Consider the following 19,209-nt stretch of genomic DNA (forward strand, 5'->3'; position numbering starts at 1 on the left):
CTGAAACAGCAAACTGAATATGTACCTCAAATGACCTAATCAATCACTTGAGGCACATATGGAGAGATGGTATCTACACACACCCTCGAAAAACTCCGTAGGTTGGGACGAGCGTAGCGATTCCCAACACATATCCGTGTCACTTTACCCATACCGATGTTGGGTATTGCGTTGCTCGACCACCTAACCTACACACACTCGAAAAATACCGTAGGTTGGGACGAGCGTAGCGATTCCCAACACATATCCGTTTCACTTTGCTCATACCGATGTTGGGTATCGCGTTGCTCGACCCAAGCTACACGCTCTCGAAAAATTCCGTAGGTTGGGGCGAGCGTAGCGATTCCCAACACATTCCGCGTCATTTTTCCCATACCGATGTTGGGTATCGCACTGCTCAACCCAATCTACACAAAAAAACATAAATTATTTTTGCCCGTATATTCATCTTGTCTTTTTCATCTTAAATATCCGTATTCAACGGGATTTACCCCCATAACTGATATTTTTTCATCAAATTCTGGGTGAATTTTGATCATATGCGCCATGCTGTCCTAGGGGTATGTATTGATTCGTTGTAATACAACGCTGGCTTTAAAAGAATTTCTTTCAGCTTAGTTTCAGGTAAAGCGGCTAACTTGCCCCTGCACGAACGTGCATTCAATTATTGCGCTCCGCCTTGAGTGAATACTCAAAACCCTAGGGAGAAACTAGATGAATAAAAATACTAAAAATGTAATGAGCGGACTGGCCGTTGCGTTTGCAGCAGCCGCTATTGCCGGTTGTTCGGCTACAGCCAATACCAACACAACTGCGGCTGCGGCCAATACGACTGATCTGGTGCATTGTGCCGGTGTAAACGTCTGTAAAGGTCACAATGACTGTGGCGGTGCGAGCAACGCTTGTGCTGGTCAGGGTTCCTGTAAAGGTTCCGGCTTTGTCGTGATGCCTTCCAAGGCGTGTGGTGATGTTGGCGGTAAAGTTCAGGATGACTGGCGTGGCGAAGTTTCCAAAGCTGAGCTGGTTCAGTGTACTGGTGTGAACGTGTGTAAAGGCCATAACGATTGTTCAGGTGCTGACAACTCTTGTGCAGGCCAGGCATCTTGTAAAGGTACTGGTTTTGTCAAAATGGGCGCTAAAGCCTGTGGCGATATCGGCGGCAAATCATAAGATTTCGTCGATGACCTGAATTACTCAGGTTGATGCGGATATCTGATGGATTCACCCCTGTTGGATATCTGCATCTATTGAATACCGAACTCTGTGCCGGATCGCAGGGAAGCATTGTTCGAAGTTACGTGCACTTACTGATTTAACTGAACTATAACTACATAGTTGCAGTGGGTAAGGCGCGGATAAACAGTTATTGAAGGGTTTCTTTTATGTCGCAACATTTTCTGGGATTTGGACTGGGTCTGCGGACCGATCATTTTCATGACGTGCTTGAACAAAAGCCGGATCTTGATTGGTTTGAAGTGATCTCAGAGAACTTCATGGTTGATGGCGGCAAGCCCAAATATTACCTTCACAGTATCCGTGAGCACTATCCAATGGTGATGCACGGAGTATCTATGTCGCTGGGATCAACCGATCCACTGGACATGGATTACCTCAAGCGATTGAAGCAGCTACATGATGAGCTGCAACCCGAATGGTTCTCTGATCATCTGTGCTGGACCGGTCTGGAGGGTGTGAACGCCCATGATCTGTTGCCCATGCCGTATACGGAAGAGGCGATCAGCCATTGTGTTGAACGCATTCAGCGTATTCAGGATTACATGGGACGTCAGATGCTGATTGAGAACGTCTCCAGTTACATCAGCTATGCCGAATCAGGCATGACTGAATGGGAATTCTTGCGCGAAGTAACGGATCGGGCCGATTGTCACATCCTGTTCGACGTGAACAACATCTATGTCAGCGCCCGCAATCACGATTTTGATCCGCTGGATTACATCAAAGGCACCAACGCAGAGCGGGTGCGCCAGTTTCATCTGGCTGGACATACCGATTATGGTGATTACGTGATCGATACCCACGATCATGATATTCCTGATCCGGTCTGGAAGCTCTACAAGGAGGCGCTGCTGCACTTTGGTCCGGTAAGTACGATGATCGAGCGCGACGATAACATCCCGTCGCTGGAGGCCCTGATGGCTGAGCTGGATATTGCCCGTCGTATTGCGGCCGATACCCTGACCGAAGATCAGCTGACACCACGTTACAAGGACGCCGTATGAGTTTGCACGAACGACAGCAGCAATTACTGGCCTTTATGATGGGGCAGGATTCTGAGATCGCAGGGCACATCCGTGATCATGGAGCGATCACCGTCGATACCCGCCTGAACATCTATCGCAACGCCTATCAGGTACGTTTTTGGGAAGTGATCGATACTGACCATCCCATTCTGGGCGTCTATCTCGGTGATGATCTGTTCAACAACATGGTGCGTGATTACATCAACGCCTACCCGTCACATTTCAAATCGCTGCGGCATTTCGCTGACCGCTTGCCACAGTTTTTAACCGAAGATGAAACCCTAAAGGTCTATCCGCATATTGCAGAGCTGGCGCGTTTTGAGCGAGAGCTGCTCAATGCCTTTGATGCGCCGGATACCGAGTGTGCCGAACGTCAGCAGCTGGTGGATCTGGCCCCTGATAAGTGGCCAAGCTTAAAGCTGGTCTTCCATCCGAGCCTTGTGGTGTTTACGACGGATTACAATGTGGTGGATATCTGGCAGCACATCAAAGCGGAACGTACACCGCCTGATCCGTTGCAACAGGACGAGACCTGGCTACTCTGGCGTAACCGCGAACGCCTGACAGAGTTTGCCAGTTTGGATAATTTTGAGTTCACGATGTATCAGGCCTTCTTATCCGGTGACAATCTGGAAGAGGTGGCGGAGTTGCTGCTGGAGATCAGTCACTCTGATCCGTCTGAGCACATGGTAAATACACTGTTTACGTGGTTGGATCGAGGCTGGATAAGTTGTCTTGATTCTGGTTTGTCAGTCATAAAGTGATATTGGTTATATTTTTTTGTATCGCTTGATGCCTTCTCGGCCTCTTAGTCCGCAGTGACTTAAGGGGCTTCAGATTTTCCCGCCGTATACTGATCGATTGAGTTAATTTTCCTCTGCTTTTAGTCACTTCTCTCTGGCAGGTTTCTGCTACTTTTATTCTCATCTTATTGGGTTTCGTCCAAATGGCTGGTTGTTGTAACCGTTTGTGGTTGCAGGAAACGAGTTGTATATCACACATTTTTTAGTTGAATGTTCAATTCGTTTTTGAGATGTTGTATTGCGACTAAAGAAGGCTTGCACCTTGAGCATATAATAATAAAAGGACCTTTGATGAGTCTTTACAGAGCGATAGAGAAAACGTTATTTAACAGTCTTACGAAAAAGATTGTGGGAAATGTATCATTTTTATTGCTGCCAAATCTGGTGGTGATAGGGATTGCTTACTGGTTATATGAAAACCTGTTGGCATTGCAGAATACGCTGGGTGCAGAGCACGCGGTCAGTGCCCAGGTTGTGGAAACGGCTGAAACGTTATTTCAGGCATCGTGGTGGATACTCGGGTTTACCCTGTTGGCAGCGCTGTTCAGCGTCGTGTTTATGCGGCATCTGTTTCTGACACCGATCCGCAATATGACTGATGTCTTACGGGCGGTAAAAGATAAAGATGGCGATATCTCCGCGACCTTGCCCGATGAAACCTTCGATGAAATTTCGACGATGGCCGAGAGTTACAACGGATTCTCAACCAGCCTGAAACAGATGATCGCCGATACGCGCCAACGTAGCGTACGGGTCTCGCTCAGTGCCAACCAGTTACAGAAAGTGGTTCAGGCATCAACGCAATCCGCCAGTTCGCAAGAGTCCACCGCCCAGATGGTGTTTCAGGCCAGTCAGGAAGCCACACAGGCGATTGAAGGTATCGCAGAAACAACACAGGTGATCTCCGCCAGTAACAACAGCAATCTGGATGAGATCCGCAACTCCAGCGCCGAATTAAGCCATATTCAGGAAAAAGTACGGGCGATTGATGCGCAGGTGCATGATTTTCAGACCGTGGTCCAGCAGCTCTCTAATAACTCAGAGAACATCATCAAAGTGTTATCGCTGGTACAGGACTTTTCCGACCAGACCAATTTGCTCGCGCTGAATGCGTCGATTGAAGCGGCCCGCGCAGGTGAAGCCGGGCGTGGATTCTCTGTGGTGGCGGACGAAGTACGTTCTCTGTCGCAAAAGGTGAGCGTTGCGACAAAAGAGATTGATGGCAACGTGAACGAGATGGTGACGCTGGTGGACAGCACCCGTAAGGGCGCGGCGAGCATTTTGGATTACGTATCCGATACGGATCAGTTTATCTGTCAGACCAACAACAAGTTCACTGGCATGGTGGGGGATTTTGAAAGCCTGAACAGCCAGTTGACCGATATCAGCGCGGCGATCGAGGAGCTTTCGAGCACCAACAAAAATACGCACACCCACGTGTCTGAGATCACCGATCTGTCAGACATGATCAAGGCTCAGATGGAGCAGTCGTCAGAACATGCGCTGGAGCTGGAAGGGGCTACCGAGGAGATGCAGGAGTTGCTGTCCCGCTTCACCATCGGATACGGCGGGTTTGAAGAGATTATCCGTACCGCCCAGGGGTGGGCGAAAGAGGTGGAAGGGGAGCTGCAACGCATCAATCAGCAGGGCGCCAATGTCTTTGATGTGAACTATGTACGCACGAACGAAGGCCAGCTGCCTGAGAAATTCGATACCAGCTATACCGATACCTATGATGCGCGTTTGCGGCCAATGTTCGACCGTTTTATCGAAGAACGCCCTGAGTTTCTGATCGCCTCCGCCTTTGATCTGAAAGGCTACTGTCCGGCCCATAATTCTAAAGTGTCTCATCCGCTCACGGGTGACTTTGCGGTCGATAACGCCCGCAGCCGGAACCGTCGTTTCTACAATGCTAACCGTGCTGAAGTACGTCGGGCATCACAAACGGCTCCGTTCCTGTTGCAGACCTTTATTCGCGATACGGGTGAGATCCTGAACTCGGTCTCGGTGCCGATCAACGTATCGGGCCGTCAGTGGGGTAATTTCTGCGTCGCCTTTGAACCCGATCACCTGATGAGCGTGACCTGATTCAAATGAAGCGGACTGGGCTGGGCTGAAATCAGAGTTTCCTGCCCAGTCGCTTCTCCACTTGCTTGCGTTCCCAGTCCGCGCCGAACAGATTGATCACCTCAAAGACACTCAACCCGTGTGAAATAACCCCAATACCCCAGCCCATCAGTGGCCACTTGGCCCAGAAATTGTCGGGGGAGGTTAAGAGGTTAATCACGATCAAACCGATCATCACCACCACATAACTGGTCAGATGTGCGTAAAACCCTTTGAGGTCACGTACGTATTCCATCGCCTGCTGCTCTTTATCCTGCTCTTCGGTGGGGTGGCTTCCCACTACCTGTTCTTCAGTCACAATCCTGTCCTCCTGTTTAAGATCAGAAACCTGAACTTCAAAAACAGCCGCTAAGGATTTCAGGGACTCCAGTCCCGCAGTCTGGCCTCGTTCGATACGCTGAATAGTGCGGGTACTTAAACCGCTCATCTCTGCGAGTTGTTCCTGTGACCAGCCGCGCTGAAGGCGAAGTTTCCTGACAATCATGGTGCGTCCTTATCTCTGTTTCTGGTGACTGAATGTAGATGAAAACGGTGCCTGTCGAACACGACAGCCACCTGACAGCTGGGTGACAGGCCCCGTTTTAGAAAGGTTGCGGTTAAACCAGCTCGGTCTGAATATCGATCTCACCTTCCAGTGTCCGATGGACCGGACAACGGTCGGCGATCTCCAACAGGCGCTGACGCTGGGCATCCGTGAGATCACCTGAGAGGCTAATACGGCGCTCAAAGCGGTCGATCTTGCCGCCATTTTGCCCGCAGCTTTCACAGTCCTGAGCATGCACCTTGGCATGGCTTACATCCACCTGAACATGCTCCAGCGGGATCTTTTTCTGACGGGCGTACATGCGGATGGTCATCGATGTACAGGCCCCCAAACCAGCAGCGACCAGCTGATAGGGTGTGGGGCCTAAATAGTTACCGCCATAGTTGGCCGGCTCATCAGCAATCAGATGATGACCGTCAGCGCTGATATCCTGAGTAAAACTGTTGGCATCCGCCTCACTCACACGGGTGATACCTTCAGGTGCATTCATCAACTTCGGCAACAGACCCACATCGATATAACGTTGTACCCAGGCGGAGATCATCTCAGCGGCGTACTCGGCATCTTCAACCCGACTCAACAGGTGATCGGCTGAATCTAAGGTCACAAAGCTCTTGGGGTGTTTTGCCATCTGGAACAGCTTCGCGGCGTTATCTAGTGAGACGGTTTCATCCAGCGGTGCGTGCATCACCAACAGTGCTTTCTTCAGCTGGCTGACTGAGTGCTCCAATGAGGTGGCAGAGATATCATCGATAAACTGCTTCTTAATCGTGAACGGCCGACCCGCCAGTACCACCTCCGCCTCACCTTCCGCGCAGATCTCACTGATATGTTCCGACAGGTTATGCAGTACATGTTCAGGCTCTGCCGGTGAACCAATTGTGACCACCGCTTTCGCCTCCGGTATCCGACCCGCCGCCGACAGAATGGCCGCACCGCCCAACGAGTGGCCGATCAACAATTGAGGAGCAGCATACTGATCCCGCAGAAAATCCACCGCCAGCAACAGGTCATTTACGTTAGAACTGAAGCCGGTATTGGCAAACTCACCCTCCGAGTGCCCCAGCCCCGTGAAATCAAAGCGCAGCACCGCAATCCCCAGCGAGGCCAATCGCTGCGCAATACGCCGTGCCGCAGGAATGTCCTTCGAACAGGTAAAGCAGTGTGCAAACAGCGCGTAAGCCGCGGGTTTTCCGACCGGTAGATCAAGACGTGCAGCCAGTGTTGAACCATCGTGGCCGGTGAATTCGAGGCGTTCGGTTTTCATAGCAATTCCTTCTTAGGCTAAGCCTCTGTTATGCGCCATACGGAGGGCAATATCAAGCGCTGCTCCCGCGTTCCATAATGCGCGGGATTTGCCCATGCAATTGAGAATATCTGGCGAATCTTATTTGCCATCTCTCAACATGGAGAGGGTGGTGCTTGATATAGCCTTCTCAAGGCGGTTAACCTGTATCCAGCAGACAACTGAAACGATTGGGTGTGGATATGGAATGTTGGCAGGGAAGTGAATCAGGGCGTGTGTCTAAACGTACCCAATGGAAAACTGCGAAATCGCCTAAAGCCTGTCTGGCCCTATTGGTGTGCCTATTCTTTATCAATCCTGCACTCGCAGAGAGCTGGACGCACGGCGGAGCGAGCGGAAAGGCGATGGTATGCAAACCCGATACCGCACCTCCTTATCCCGCCGTTGTTTACAATCACGGTCATCTTATCGATTCTGCAGGTCTTGAAGGTGCTGCACGTAAGGGGTATGACCTGCGTGAACTCTGTGACGCATTTGCCCAAGAGGGATATCTGGCGTTTATCCTGCTTCGCCAGCATGGCGACGGCAAAGGCAAAAAGTACATTCGTAAGATCATTCCGGAAGCCCGTCACGGTTTGGCCGCCGCAAAAGCAAGGCCAGATGTAGACCCTGAACGTGTAGCCTTAGGCGGTTTTTCACGGGGTGGCTTTTTAACCTTAACAACGGCCACTCAAGGCGTTGATGTTGCCGCTGCTTTTATGCTCGCACCGGGCATGACAAAACCCTTCCATAAAGCCTTATCCCGTATCGGTGGAATCAAGGCACCCATGCTTGCGATGATCGCCAAAGATGATGAATCGGATTTTCTAAAAAATGTATTTTCACTCAAAAGCGCAGCTAACGATTCAGGTAAAGAGCTCAAAGTTCATTACTATCCGAGTGGCGGTCATGAGCTGTTTTATGACCACACAAAATATTGGTCTGAGCTGATGAGCTTTCTGAACTTACATCTCGATAAGTAATATCGCTGTTGTCTGATCAGAAATAATGGAGCAACCATTCTGTTTCTGTGTGTATCAACAGTGAATTTGATACCACACCCAAAAAGCGCGTGTATTTCATCATATACCCGCGCGTTTATGTCTGGAAGTTTAGATCAAAATACTTCAATATCAGTTGCTTAGCGATAACGGATAGCAGGGATACAGGCTATCAATACCAGCAAAACGCGCATGCTCGTTTTCATCGGAAGAGAAGAAGCATACGATCCTCAAAGTTCTTTCTCTTCAAATAGATACGATTGTTCCTCTGTATGCGGTGAGGGACAAAAACGCGTCGGCGCAGAATTAAAATGTTAGGTTTCATTAACCGTATTTATGAATCCAAACAACGGCGGCAAACCCGCCAATAATTTGGCCTATAACGCAAGATATTAAAATAATTAACCCGGCACTCATAATTCACCTCAAGGACACATTATGGACAATACAATTTCAATATGGATTCCTATTATAGCAGCGCTAAGTAGCAGCATCATTACAGGGCTAATAACTATAGCTATTAGCAGCCTGAACAAGAAAGCAGAATTAGAAAAAATAAAAACCCAGTCTATGATAAATGCAGGAGTGGAGTTCTGGAAAACTCACGTAGAGATAGCAAAAATAAAAGGTGCCACCACTATTCCTCCAATGAGTTCCTATGTGCTACATATGCATAAAGTATCAGAAATAATGTTTGACCCCACTACAACGAAATATAACCTCAATAGCAGATTATCCGAGGCCACTGATTTGATGATAGAAATGGATAAGTTTTGGGAAGAACAAACAGCGGCACGCAGTAAAACCTAACAAGTGCATTGCACCGGACATATTACTCGCCAAGGCTCGCAATAAGCCGGTGAATAGCGGCGTTATAAATCAATCACACATCAATACAGGGGGTTATAGGATGAGCGTAATCAAAGACGCAATGGATTTAGTGCTATACGGAATAATCAAAAATGACTTCTGATATAGTTGATGGCCTTTTAACCATAGGGGCGCTTTTGCTTACCGGTGCTGCATTTATAGCGTACAATCATAAAAAGTTTTATATTGATAGCCTTTACCCATTTGGAATGCTCATCACAATTTCTTTAATGGCATGGATTGCATCGGCTTATTACCACTCTATGCATTTCGCAGAACTAATTAATAGTCACGACAAAGAAGTGGTTGTTCAATCAATAGATTATTTGAAATATAATGCAGAAATTCTAATATTATTTGGCGCTATCATTGTGCTTTCATTTACATTGCTGATGTTTATACCGAATAAATCAAATAATCACAGTAATGATTAAAGTAACTATGAATGCAAATCTAATAGCTTTAAACCACTCCAGTGCAGTCATTTCATTCAACCTCTAATTTTGGTTTGAGCCGACATTATAACAAACACTTGCACCGGACCGCCTACGGCGTCCGTTGAAGTGGGCGTTAAAATTCAAAAGCAGGGAGGCATAGCTCGCTATGAGTATAGTATTTCTATTTGGAGCGGGGGCGAGTGCATTTTCAGGAGAATGTTCCCGAGAGCCTCCCCCTTTAGGGAATGAGTTGTTTGACCGCCTTGTCAAAATTGGTAGCCCAGCATCGGAATTAAATGATAAATATGGCGAAACCTTCAGAAAAGATTTTGAAGCCGGAATGCGGGAAATTGCGAGTAACGAAGGTGCTCTTGCAATACCGCTTTTAAGGCAAATTGGTAAGTATCTTGGAAGTATTGAGGTAAGGTCAGGTAATACGTATTGTGAGTTTATTAAAGAGATTCAACCTTATCTAAATGAAGTATGTTTAGCTACGCTCAACTATGACTGTTTGCTAGAGCAAGCATTGAGTATTTTAAATATTGATTTCTCATTAAAACCCTTTTGCACAGACGATGTTGGTCCCAGCTTACTAAAATTGCACGGTTCATCAAATTGGCTTCCAGTCATACCTGAAAATTTAGCTTTGTCGAATGTGGTTGTTTCAAATCCCGAAATGGCTTTAGTGAGTGGAGTCACAAAAGCATGTTATGCATCGAGTACTGAAGCTATAGAAAAGTGGCATGAGGAAGAACGCTTTTCGTCATTGGCACCTATAATGTGCAACTATGCAGAAGGCAAAAATTGCATGGTTAATCCTGAGGTGGTGGCGCAAGTCCAAGAATTTTGGGTAAACACTATTGCTCAGGTAAAACTAGTCGTACTTGTAGGTGTAAGGTACATTAGCGAAGATACCCAAGTTTGGGATTGTATAGAGGCTTCTGAATGCGAATTGGCAGTTATTAATCCTGATAAAAATGAGGTTCTGCAATTAAACACTAGGTTTCCTACCAAAAATGTTCGTGATATAGGAAACGGGTTTTCTGAATCCATGCCGGCCATAGTAGAAATGTTGAAAAATGGTATTTAGAAAGAATTAGGATGAACAATGAAAATATTTTAACAAGACAATCAAAGATCGCCCACGAAAAAACGTGGTCTGGACCGTCGCTACGCTCCGGCCCTTTATTGCGGCGTTAAGTTGCAAAGGAAGCATTGTGCAAAAAGATAACCATTTCGAAGAACTTTATGATCGTGTGCAAAAAACTGCGACCAGTCGATTTTACGCCCATGATCGTCTGAAAACGCATCATAATGCTTCCCTTTGGACAATTACCTGTTTCTCAATGGGGCTAATATTCATTCCTCTTATTCACACCTTTGGTCTTGAGTCTCGATTCGAACCTTCATACTCAAGCTTCATACAAGTTGTGTTAGCTATAGTCATATTGGTCATTTCAGTTATTTTGAACATGACAAATTTTTCTGTCAGAGCAGATCGCATACATCAATGTGGGATGATATTAAATGCTTTCTCTAGGAGGGTTCATCGTCACATAAATGATAAGTCGAATTCAGACGTCTATGATGACTTAGTAAAAGAATATGACGATGTATTGCAGCGATATGAAAATCATTCTCCAATCGATTACTTATTTACTAAAAATCATATGAGTAATTATTACCAAAATCCTTGGTACTTTCCTATCTATATTAGGTTCTTATATTGCGTTCAGTTCCTTCCGTATTTATTCCTTTTAGGTTTGGAGATTATATGGATATATATGCTTGTAACGCCAAAAACGTAACAAAGCTAATCAAAAATGCCCTTCGGGCAGGACTTGCTTCGCTTGTCCGTGTTCGCGGCATTAAGAGTCAAACAAATCAAGGAGTTATTTATGGCTACATGGGATGAAACAGAGCTTGGAGATGAAACTTGCTCAAATTGTGGGGCTGTCTATTCGGTCACTTACAAGTCTTTACCCTTAAAAGACAAAGATGATTTTCGGTGCTCATGCGGCCAACCAATGCGATCTTGGAAAGAGACCGGAATGTATATGTATACCCTCATATCAGAAGGCGAATGATATGGATGAAGAAATCACAATTGAGCATAATGGCATCACGGTTACTGCTGGGTATTCCGTAATAGGTGATACATTGTCAGTCTATTTGCCAAACGGCGAAATACGCACAACCGAATTACGAGGCTTAGAACCAGAATTAGCTGCATTGCCACACTTAAAAAGTTATGCAAATAAGAACACTTAACAAGGCCAAGCACAAATGCGCAACAAGTTGCGCTGGAGACTTCCCCCAGTTTAGTGGATACCTCAATCTAGTCGAGATCAGGTGTCAGATGAAGTCTGAACTATTAACCCGGCGGCTGTTTCGGTGGCCACTGTCTCTAGTGGTCACGCGGCTTACAGCCCATGCTAGCAAAGGCATTTAGCCACCAGGTTAATCGTTAAAATAATAGGGGTTACCTGTTTTTAACGCTTGGAAATACCATTACGCCCAGGGAAATCTGGAGCCAGCTCTCTGGCATTAGGCATTTTCAGCCATAATCTATACAGATGCCGTCTGCGTTCCGGTTCGTCGTAATCTTCGAAGCTTGAGCGGGAATGGAAGATGGTATAGTTATTTGCGAACTGGATATCACCGGGCTCCATCAACATATCTAAGCGAATATCCGGGTCTACTAAGATCGCATCAATAAGGTCTAAGGCTTCAACTTCGACATCCGATAACGGCAAGCCAGCATTTTCCTGAGCGATCTCTATATATTGGCGTAAGTATCGAGCGCTTAACTTACCTTTGTGATGACTAAAGATGGGTGTTAAGCCAACGTCACCGTCATTAAGGTGCTCTAACAGGAAGAGGCGGTGAAGAAGCCCAAGGTACTCCGGATGTTTTTCCAGAATTTCATTATAGAGTGTCATCGCACTTGAAAGGCTGCTCATACCGCCGGATTTGGCTTTCCGTAGACACAGTAAACCAACAACATCCGACAGATCGGCGTGATAAGGTAGATACTCATTCGTCTCATATACACGAACTTGCTTTGGATCTATCGCCCCAATATTTTTCACATGCCCTAGCATATCGCCTTTCATATTCTGAGAAACTGGGGTGCCCATATGAAGGCCTAGACCGTAGTAAATAATAGCTGCTTCATCATCCGTATATCGTTCAATGGGCAAGCCACGAATGACTATGAAGCCTTTACCGTTTTCCAGCTCCTCGTTGAAGTAATTGATCTCTTCTGTGAGTGCGGTAATCGGGAAATCTTCTTTGGTAAAGTCGGGGACTGTTAGCCCTTTTTGCTTGACGTTTTCTAAGGCCTTATCGAGTACACCAATGGACTCATCAGACCAATGATAAATCCATGAACCGTCATCCTTAATATCCTTTCCTTTCCATGCTGATGGACCTTCAATTTTCTCTTTAAGAATGACGCTCATGATCTATTCCTCTAAAAAGCCAGATTGTTATTATTTGACGCTGTCTTCAACGGATGGTGACTCAACCAACAGGGCCGCATCACGCCAGATGCGATTCAAATCACTGTAATCATGATTGCGTATTAAAAAAAATACATAATAAGTATGTTTGTCCATATCAAATGGTTATGGCTTGGGCTTTTGTGCCGTTTTGGGAAAGCGAAGATGAAACATCAAACTGTTGAGCCTGTTTTCTCAGACTCGCCGAGTGGGTTAGCGGCTCAGCTGCTGCCCGGGGTCTATTTATCGCCCAATCTGCACTAAGCGATCAAGTCTCCGTGCTGGAAAGAGGACTCCAGGTAGGACTGTTATCCTGATACGGCGGGCTTGTTGGTATACGCATATTGAATGCGACACCCAGAGTGGTTCTCGACGGGGTCACGCCGTTTGAGGACTATACCGGAGAGCGTGTCGCACTTGTTCCTTGAATCCTGCGATGCGACTCCTACAGCGATCTGATATATTCCCCCGCTAGGATAGTTCCCTGATCACAATGTAGGCCGACTCTGTATATGAAACTCTCAGCTAAAAAATCAGTACTTAGCTCTTTGCTGCTCACCGTGCTGTTAACCTCGGGTAGCTATGCCAGCGCAGGTGAAAGCCTTAATTTGAAGCAAACCATGAAACAGATGCGGTTGCAGTATAAAGAAGCGATGGAGAGCCGTTCAGCTGAGAGTTTTAATCAACGTATTGAAGCGTTCAAAACGCACCTCAGCAGTGCACAAGGCTATGACTTTTCACCGGATCGCAAAGTGGTATCACTGGAAGGTTTGGGCAAGGTAGAGCGCTTCATCAATGATATTCCGCTGGCCACAGATGATAATCTAGCCGAGCTTCAGCAACAGCTCAGCAGCATTGACGAACTGCGCAAGGAATACCATAAAAAAGCCAAGCCGGGCACGTTGGAGTTATTGCTCAGTATCTTTAAGTAATCATCAATGGGGGTAGAGAGTGTTTTCTCGCCCCTGCTTCTCACCCTTGAAAGACCTCCAACAGATCCGGCTTACGGTGCACCCCTAGCTTCTGATACGCCCGTTTCCGGTAGGTCACGATACTCGATTCAGCGAGATTGAGTTTGCGGGCGATGGTTTTGGCCGTATGACCCGCCACAATCAGTTCACATATCTGGGCTTCGCGTTCTGAGAGGCCTGCTGCCAGAAGATGCTTTTGTACCCCGCGTCCCTGACGTTCTTCCCGAAAATGACGCAGTAGCAGCGAGCTGATCAATGCGCTGCTCTGTTCCAGAAACGTGATCTCCTGCTCACTAAATCCTGCTTCAGCGGAGCGGTAGAAGTTGATGTAGTAGAGACGTCCGCTTTCCTCATCGTTGGCGGCGATGGCGAACTTTTCCTGAATATCCGGCACGTTATAAAAACGGCGTCGATACACCGGGGAGAGGGTTTTTCGCAGCAGCAGTTCACAGGCCGGTTGGGTGGGGTGCTCTGCGGCTTCGGCCGCTAGCTTGGCCAGCAAGGGGTCGTTCAGATAATTGCCTTCCAGATAGAGTGAGGCGAGTTGCAAGCCAAGTTCCGGACGTTGGATATTATGGGCGAGTCGGCAGCGGGGGCTGTCCCAGCTATCACAGAACTCAAACACCATGTACTGATCAATGCGGGCGATCTTACTCATCAAGCTGAAGAAGCGCGGATAGAAGCGTTCATAGCCGATCGCTTCGATGGTCGCAGCCATAGGCAGGTTGATCTGGTCGAAGAGCGTGTCAGCCGTCATAGGGTTATCCGTTATCGATTATCTGTTATCCGCTATCCAATATCCGTTTTGTGCGGGTATCAACGACGGAATCAGTATCCCTTAATCTAGCTGACTTTTTGTCACATTTTTAGGGGGACAAGTGCTTTCGCTCAGAGGCATAGGCTGAATAGGACAATAACAACTGCATCAACGGCGGGTGGCTTTAGTCTGCCCATGTGAGGAGTCCTGCTCATGCATTTCCCCGATAGCTCGCCACGAGCATCACTGTATTACGATTATCAGATCTATCCGTTTCGTCGCCCGCCGGAGCTGAACGGTGACACCCTCCAGCATAAGGTGGTGATTATTGGTGCCGGTCCGGTGGGGTTGGTCACTGCGCTGGATCTTGCCCGTTATGGTATCCCGTCTGTATTGATTGAAGCCGATGTGCAGGTATCACAGGGCAGCCGCGCCATTGTATTTACCCGCCGCTCGATGGAGATATTGCAGCAGGTTGGGGTGACGGACCGGATGCTGGAGAAGGTGCTGCCGTGGCGCTGTGGTAACTCCTTCTATCGGGGGGAGCGGGTGTTCCGCATGGAAGCGCCCTATGACGAAGATGATCGTTTCCAGCCGATGAACAACCTGCAACAACAGTATCTGGAGGAGTATCTGGTCGATCAGGTATTGGCCGAACCGTTAATCGATCTGCGCTGGGGCACCAAGGTCATTGCGATCGACAATCAGCCGGATGGCGTGCAACTGACGCTGGATACCCCGGAAGGGGAGTATCAATTACACAGTGACTGGCTAGTTGCCGCAGACGGTGCGAAATCGACTATTCGCGGCATGCTGGGGCCGCGTATGGAGGGGGATTCCTACACCGGTAACTTCGTGATTGCGGATATTAAGATCAATATTGATCTGCCGACCGAGCGGCTGGCGTATTTTGACCCTGAGTGGAATCCGGGAAATACCATCCTGATGCATCGGGAGCCCGAAGGGATCTGGCGTCTGGATTACCAGTTGCCGGAGGGTGAAACCGCAGAGGAAGCCTTGGCACCGGAATCCCTGAATAAACGTATTCAGGCTCAGCTCGATATGATCGGCGTGGATGCACCCTGGGAGATGGACTGGTGTTCTGTGTATTCCGCCCGTGCGATGACACTGCCGGATTATTTGCATGATCGTGTACTGTTTACTGGAGATGCCGCTCATATGCTGCCGATCTTTGGTGTGCGTGGTGCGAATACCGGTTGGCAGGATTGCCACAACATGGCATGGAAGCTGGCCTTTGCGATCAAGGGCTGGGCGCCGGAACACCTGTTGGCGAGCTATTCTCAGGAACGAGTGACCGCTGCCCGCGAGATCATCGATGAAGCGAGTAAAAGTACCCGCTTTATGACGCCGCCGGATCGGGGCTTCCGTTTGTTGCGGGATGCAACGCTGTCACTGTCTTTAACGCAGCCGTTTGTACGACCGCTGTTCCACTGGCGTACCTCCCGTGCCCATGACTATCTGGATAGCGTGTTGAACTGTATGCGGGATGATAACGCCGAGTTCAGTGCCGGACCGGTTAAAGGCGCGCCGTTGCAGAATATTCGCCTGGGTGATGATGACTACCTGTTTGATCGTTTGGGGGCATCTATCTACCTGCTCTATTTCAGCGATCAGGCAGAGCTGCCCATGGCATTGACCCTGTTAAAGGATGCGGTAACCCGCAGCGGTGTGCCATTTGAGGTGGTGCAGATCAGTCGTAAGCCACTGGCGTCACAGAGCCATCAGGTGATCCATGATCCCATTGGACATATGCATCAACGTTACGATGCCTCAGAGGGAACCAGCTATCTGGTGCGCCCTGACCAACACGTATCAGCCCGTTGGAAGCAGTTTGATAACGGTGACCTGCTCACCGCTATGAAACGCCTGATTAACCTGTCTTAAGGAGGCTGAGCCATGAACCAAGAAACAATAGGTCACACAACAATGAGTCACAACACACTGAGCACCACTGCACTGGAGCAGGTTTACGATCAGCTGGCAGAAGGGATTACGCAAGCAGGGGCGGAGAAAGAAGCGCTGTTTCTAACCAAGCTGGCGTTGTTACTGGCGAATCAGGTGGGTGATGCGAATCAGGTTTCTGAGTCCATTGATGAAGCGCTGAAGAACTTGTAACGGAGCCGTCAGATAATAAAAAGCCGCCTCTGGGAGGGCGGCTTTTTGCGTTCTCGGGAGAACGAGGGTCGTACAAGGAAATCTTACTTACGGATACCTTCAACCTGCAGGTCCATGTACACAGTCTCAGACAGTGGGCCCAGGTTGTAGTTGATGCCGAAATCTTTCATCTTGATCTCTGTGGTGCCGGAGAAACCTGCGCGGTAGCCGCCCCAAGGGTCTTCGCCTTCACCCACTTTGCTCACGTCGATGGTGATGGTTTTCGTCACACCGTGCAGGGTCAGGTCACCGGTCATTTTAGCGGTGCCGTTGCCGTTGGATTTGAAGCTGGTGCTGTTGAACGTTGCTGTCGGGTATTTGCTCACGTCCAGGAAGTCAGCACCACGGATGTGCTTGTCACGTTCAGCGTGGTTGGAGTCTACGGAAGTCGTGTCGATTTCTACGTTCACAACAGACGCGTCTGGGTTAGCAGAATCGTAGCTGAAGTCGCCGTCAAATTTGTTGAAACGACCCAGCAACCAGCTGGTGCCGAGGTGGCTCACGCGGAAACTGACAAATGCGTGCGCGCCTTTGGTATCGATTGCGTAATCCGCCGCCTGAACAGGGGCCGTAGTTGCCAGCAGGCCAGCGAAAGCCAGGCCAGAGATCAGTGATTTTTTCATGGGGTTTCCTGTTTAATTCCAAAAATACGCGTAAGGGTGGCGTCTTTGTTTACGAAATGATGTTTCAGTGCTGCCAGCGCGTGTAGCCCTGCCAGCACAACTAATAGAGTAGTTGAGTACCAGTGCACTGCACCGGCCATGTCTTCCTGATTTTCCATACCGGTTGCAAACGCAGGGACGCTAAACCAGCCAAATACGTCTATCGGGCGACCGTCGGCTGTCGAGATCATGTAACCGGAGATCAGTGAGACCAGCATCAATACATACAGCAGCATGTGCACCGCTTTTGTCGCCAGCGCCAGTGGTTTTGGCTGTGGCAGTTCTTCCGGTGTGCGGTTGCTGGTGCGCCAGACTAAACGCAGCGCTAACACGAGCATCACCAGAATGCCGATACTTTTGTGGATATGCGGTACGGTGCGATATTCCGGGTCGTAATAGCTGAGGCTGTCGATATACAGGCCCAAGGCATAGAGCCCGATGATCGCCAGCGCCATCAGCCAGTGGATTGCGATGAACCCCCAACCGTAGTTGTGCGTGTCATTTAAAATGCGTTTGTTCAGGGCCATAGAGGCGTATTTCCTAACATGAAATCGGTGTTTGGATTGAATGCTTCGCAGTATGACAAAGCCTATCGCGAAAGGTGCCGGTCAAACTTGCGAACGCTGTGTTGCAGAAATTCACCTAAATACGATTGATTATCAATATTGAAATATCGTTATAGCTTTGTTTTATAAAGGTTTCTGAAATTCAGCGATGCAATAACATTGTGAAATTAACTTTAATCACTCAGACTGAATCAGTCTAATGCATGGGTTATATGTTCGTTATGCGTGAAGTGAATCTTCGTTCAATAGATCTGAATTTATTGGTTGTACTGCAGGCGTTGTTGCGTGAGAAACATGTGTCTCGTGCGGCGCAGGAACTGCATATGAGCCAACCCGCGGTAAGTCGCGCATTACAACGTTTGCGGGATATGTTGGATGATCCCTTACTGGTGCGTACCCGCAGTGGGTATGACCTGAGTGCCCGTGCTCAAGAGATATTGCCGTGCCTGAATGCTTTATTGCAGGGGGCGAGCAGTTTAATCCAGCCTGTTCAGTTTGATCCGTTGACTGCAACCGATACTGTGCGCATGACCGGTCTGGATTTAGAGGCGGCACTTTATCTTCCGAAGCTGACGAAGTTGCTACACAGCGAGGCGCCGAATCTCAAGATTGAGCTGGTGCCTCAAACATCCGATCACTTCAAAAAACTTGATGAGGGTACGGTGCACTTCAGTTTGACTGGGTTGGAACCTGACTTTGCGACAGATCAGTTTCACCGGGTCTTGATCGATCATATGGGATCAATCTGCGTGATGGACAAAGATAACCCGTTGGTGCAGGAGATGACGTTAGATCAGTATGTCAGCTGTCGGCACGGCATGGTGTCCATTACGGGAGTGGGGCCGGGCTCAATGGATCGGAAACTGCAAACGATTGGGCGCAGCCGTGAGCTGTCTATGAGACTCTCAAGTTTTATGTCGGTGGCTGAGTTTTGCGAGGGGACGGAGCTGGTATTTGCGCTGCCACAACGGCTTGCTGAGCATATCACTAAAGACCGTCATTTGGTGATGCGACCCTTGCCTCCCGAGCTTACCCGAGAGGATATCCGGTTCTACGTGTATTGGCATGAACGTCACCATCACGATCCGATGTGTGTTTGGGTGCGGCAGAAGATCAGTGAAGTATTCCAGCCAGATTGAAGCCGGTCCGCACCTTTTGAAGGTGTACCAAAGTACCGCCTGAATCCCCGATCAGACCCATACAGGCCACTCTTATTCTGGAACCTAATAGAGGATTAGGTTTTAGGA

The 19,209-nt window shown here is 48.4% G+C and carries 20 protein-coding genes and 1 pseudogene; 15 read left to right on the top strand and 6 right to left on the bottom strand.

Annotated elements, in window-relative coordinates; translation table 11 throughout:
* The first annotated feature begins 714 nt into the window (after nucleotides 1-714).
* The 4 genes from bufA2 (at nucleotide 715) to IOQ59_RS07255 (ending at nucleotide 5,152) form a co-directional block, all read left to right on the top strand.
* Nucleotides 715-1,170 (top strand): BufA2 family periplasmic bufferin-type metallophore, encoded by a 456-nt coding sequence (bufA2, locus tag IOQ59_RS07240; RefSeq protein WP_193952612.1) that lies wholly within the window; start codon nucleotides 715-717, stop codon nucleotides 1,168-1,170.
* Nucleotides 1,171-1,382: 212 nt separating this feature from the next.
* Entirely contained in the window at nucleotides 1,383-2,240 is an 858-nt protein-coding gene (gene bufB, locus IOQ59_RS07245; RefSeq protein WP_193952613.1) for an MNIO family bufferin maturase, read from the top strand.
* Nucleotides 2,237-3,025 (top strand): HvfC/BufC N-terminal domain-containing protein, encoded by a 789-nt coding sequence (locus IOQ59_RS07250; RefSeq protein ID WP_193952614.1) that lies wholly within the window; start codon nucleotides 2,237-2,239, stop codon nucleotides 3,023-3,025. The genes bufB and IOQ59_RS07250 overlap by 4 nt, the downstream gene beginning before the upstream one ends.
* A 330-nt stretch (nucleotides 3,026-3,355) precedes the next feature.
* Entirely contained in the window at nucleotides 3,356-5,152 is a 1,797-nt protein-coding gene (locus tag IOQ59_RS07255) for a methyl-accepting chemotaxis protein (RefSeq protein WP_193952615.1), read from the top strand.
* Nucleotides 5,153-5,183: 31 nt separating this feature from the next.
* Here IOQ59_RS07255 and IOQ59_RS07260 read toward each other — a convergent pair whose 3' ends face one another.
* Entirely contained in the window at nucleotides 5,184-5,675 is a 492-nt protein-coding gene (locus IOQ59_RS07260; protein ID WP_193952616.1) for a helix-turn-helix domain-containing protein, read from the bottom strand.
* Nucleotides 5,676-5,787: 112 nt separating this feature from the next.
* Nucleotides 5,788-7,002, bottom strand: coding sequence for a bifunctional alpha/beta hydrolase/OsmC family protein (locus IOQ59_RS07265; protein WP_193952617.1), 1,215 nt, complete (start codon nucleotides 7,000-7,002; stop codon nucleotides 5,788-5,790).
* A 221-nt stretch (nucleotides 7,003-7,223) separates the two neighbouring features.
* On the opposite strand from IOQ59_RS07265, the gene IOQ59_RS07270 reads away from it, so the two are divergent.
* The 6 genes from IOQ59_RS07270 (at nucleotide 7,224) to IOQ59_RS07295 (ending at nucleotide 11,599) form a co-directional block, all read left to right on the top strand.
* The gene (locus IOQ59_RS07270) at nucleotides 7,224-8,003 is read left to right on the top strand and encodes a dienelactone hydrolase family protein (protein ID WP_193952618.1); all 780 of its coding nucleotides are present in this window, start codon (nucleotides 7,224-7,226) and stop codon (nucleotides 8,001-8,003) included.
* A 456-nt stretch (nucleotides 8,004-8,459) separates the two neighbouring features.
* Entirely contained in the window at nucleotides 8,460-8,831 is a 372-nt protein-coding gene (locus IOQ59_RS07275) for a hypothetical protein (protein WP_193952619.1), read from the top strand.
* A gap of 152 nt (nucleotides 8,832-8,983) precedes the next feature.
* The gene (locus IOQ59_RS07280; RefSeq protein ID WP_193952620.1) at nucleotides 8,984-9,325 is read left to right on the top strand and encodes a hypothetical protein; all 342 of its coding nucleotides are present in this window, start codon (nucleotides 8,984-8,986) and stop codon (nucleotides 9,323-9,325) included.
* 169 nt (nucleotides 9,326-9,494) lie between these two features.
* Nucleotides 9,495-10,418, top strand: coding sequence for an SIR2 family protein (locus IOQ59_RS07285; protein WP_193952621.1), 924 nt, complete (start codon nucleotides 9,495-9,497; stop codon nucleotides 10,416-10,418).
* A gap of 127 nt (nucleotides 10,419-10,545) precedes the next feature.
* The gene (locus IOQ59_RS21575; RefSeq protein WP_193952622.1) at nucleotides 10,546-11,136 is read left to right on the top strand and encodes an SLATT domain-containing protein; all 591 of its coding nucleotides are present in this window, start codon (nucleotides 10,546-10,548) and stop codon (nucleotides 11,134-11,136) included.
* Nucleotides 11,137-11,416: 280 nt separating this feature from the next.
* On the top strand, nucleotides 11,417-11,599 hold the full coding sequence (locus IOQ59_RS07295) for a hypothetical protein (protein WP_193952623.1): 183 nt from the start codon (nucleotides 11,417-11,419) through the stop codon (nucleotides 11,597-11,599).
* Between the two features lie 221 nt (nucleotides 11,600-11,820).
* Here the strand turns inward: IOQ59_RS07295 and IOQ59_RS07300 are convergent, their stop codons facing one another.
* Nucleotides 11,821-12,792: a TauD/TfdA family dioxygenase gene (locus IOQ59_RS07300; RefSeq protein WP_193952624.1), complete on the bottom strand. Its 972-nt coding sequence runs from the start codon at nucleotides 12,790-12,792 to the stop codon at nucleotides 11,821-11,823.
* A 239-nt stretch (nucleotides 12,793-13,031) separates the two neighbouring features.
* On the opposite strand from IOQ59_RS07300, the pseudogene IOQ59_RS21580 reads away from it, so the two are divergent.
* Together IOQ59_RS21580 and IOQ59_RS07310 are read left to right on the top strand one after the other, a co-directional pair.
* Nucleotides 13,032-13,148: pseudogene (locus tag IOQ59_RS21580) on the top strand (helix-turn-helix domain-containing protein); the annotation flags it as partial.
* 195 nt (nucleotides 13,149-13,343) lie between these two features.
* Nucleotides 13,344-13,763 (top strand): cytochrome b562, encoded by a 420-nt coding sequence (locus IOQ59_RS07310; protein WP_193952625.1) that lies wholly within the window; start codon nucleotides 13,344-13,346, stop codon nucleotides 13,761-13,763.
* Nucleotides 13,764-13,803: 40 nt separating this feature from the next.
* On the opposite strand, the gene IOQ59_RS07315 is transcribed toward IOQ59_RS07310, so the two are convergent.
* Nucleotides 13,804-14,559 carry a helix-turn-helix domain-containing protein gene (locus IOQ59_RS07315; protein ID WP_193952626.1) on the bottom strand — a complete coding sequence of 252 codons (756 nt, stop codon included), beginning with the start codon at nucleotides 14,557-14,559 and terminating at the stop codon, nucleotides 13,804-13,806.
* A 213-nt stretch (nucleotides 14,560-14,772) separates the two neighbouring features.
* On the opposite strand from IOQ59_RS07315, the gene IOQ59_RS07320 reads away from it, so the two are divergent.
* Both IOQ59_RS07320 and IOQ59_RS07325 read left to right on the top strand, forming a co-directional pair.
* Entirely contained in the window at nucleotides 14,773-16,464 is a 1,692-nt protein-coding gene (locus IOQ59_RS07320) for an FAD-dependent monooxygenase (protein ID WP_193952627.1), read from the top strand.
* Between the two features lie 12 nt (nucleotides 16,465-16,476).
* Nucleotides 16,477-16,695: a DUF2783 domain-containing protein gene (locus tag IOQ59_RS07325; RefSeq protein ID WP_228050752.1), complete on the top strand. Its 219-nt coding sequence runs from the start codon at nucleotides 16,477-16,479 to the stop codon at nucleotides 16,693-16,695.
* 83 nt (nucleotides 16,696-16,778) lie between these two features.
* Here the strand turns inward: IOQ59_RS07325 and IOQ59_RS07330 are convergent, their stop codons facing one another.
* Nucleotides 16,779-17,357: a YceI family protein gene (locus IOQ59_RS07330; RefSeq protein ID WP_193952628.1), complete on the bottom strand. Its 579-nt coding sequence runs from the start codon at nucleotides 17,355-17,357 to the stop codon at nucleotides 16,779-16,781.
* Nucleotides 17,354-17,923 (bottom strand): cytochrome b, encoded by a 570-nt coding sequence (locus IOQ59_RS07335; RefSeq protein WP_193952629.1) that lies wholly within the window; start codon nucleotides 17,921-17,923, stop codon nucleotides 17,354-17,356. The genes IOQ59_RS07330 and IOQ59_RS07335 overlap by 4 nt, the downstream gene beginning before the upstream one ends.
* A gap of 260 nt (nucleotides 17,924-18,183) precedes the next feature.
* Here IOQ59_RS07335 and IOQ59_RS07340 point away from each other — a divergent pair, with 260 nt between their 5' ends.
* Entirely contained in the window at nucleotides 18,184-19,101 is a 918-nt protein-coding gene (locus tag IOQ59_RS07340; RefSeq protein ID WP_193952630.1) for a LysR family transcriptional regulator, read from the top strand.
* Nucleotides 19,102-19,209: the final 108 nt, after the last annotated feature.

Origin of the sequence: Pontibacterium sinense, from assembly GCF_015209595.1 — a bacterium.
Lineage (GTDB): Bacteria > Pseudomonadota > Gammaproteobacteria > Pseudomonadales > Balneatricaceae > Pontibacterium > Pontibacterium sinense.